The 797-nt window shown below is 42.3% G+C and carries 2 protein-coding genes; both read left to right on the top strand.

All coding sequences use genetic code 11. From position 1 onward, the window contains the following. The first annotated feature begins 137 nt into the window (after positions 1-137). The gene (locus BALCAV_RS20930) at positions 138-467 is read left to right on the top strand and encodes a hypothetical protein (protein ID WP_003321241.1); all 330 of its coding nucleotides are present in this window, start codon (positions 138-140) and stop codon (positions 465-467) included. 71 nt (positions 468-538) lie between these two features. Beyond that, the coding region (locus tag BALCAV_RS20925) for a MerR family transcriptional regulator (protein ID WP_040324346.1) at positions 539-797 on the top strand (259 nt) is incomplete at its 3' end.

The raw sequence follows: 797 nt of genomic DNA, 5'->3' as shown, positions 1-797 counted from the left end.
GCAGACAAGAGGGCATTCCTATCAGTCGTTTATCGGAAATCATTAGCGGCGTTCGCCCGAACCACCGTTACCGAAAAATCATTTTGGAGCGTCTCGATATTCAAGAGACAGCTTAATCAAGGAAGGGGAAATAAAAAATGACCAAAAACGGAATCGTTTCTATCCTTAGTCAAGTTGCCGAACTAGCAGAAAGTAATTCTTCTATCAAAGAGGGATCAACAAAATTTTCGACAGATGCAAGGCAGTCTATTGTCGAGAAGCAACTAGAGTCACTCGACTTCCAACGACAATCTCTATATCTGCGAGTGAAGGAAATGCTTTCTGAAGCTTACAGTGAAATCGAAGCGATTGAGTGTATGGAGCGTTCAATTCGCGAGGCGTTCGAACCAGTCGAGAACAAAGTTGCGTTAGTCAGGGAAATGAAAAAGGCTGCCGATGCGAACGGCAGCCACGAGAAAAACAAATAATTTAAAGCGAGTATAACACACCTTTAAAGGGTTTGTATAGACCGTTGAGATTTAAGACAAGGAGGATAGGTATGAGCGAAGCATGTTATATCAGCGTGAAAGAAGCAGCGGAATTACTTCAAATACAAGAACGTTCTGTCAGGAAGCAGATTTCGGAAGGGAAACTCAAAGCCGAAGCTATAAAGTCAACTACTGGCGGTCGTGGCGGGAAACAATACGAAGTTCTTGTCACATCATTGCCTCCGAAAGTTCAGAAACGTTTTCGTGCTAACTCAAAGACTGCGAAAGCTTCAGAAACAAAACAAAGTGAAAAAACTTTTCGTGATTATA

It is taken from the genome of Alkalihalobacillus alcalophilus ATCC 27647 = CGMCC 1.3604 (assembly GCF_000292245.2).
Classification (GTDB): Bacteria; Bacillota; Bacilli; order Bacillales; family Bacillaceae_D; genus Alkalihalobacillus; species Alkalihalobacillus alcalophilus.
This window is presented reverse-complemented; position numbering and strand designations above follow the sequence as displayed.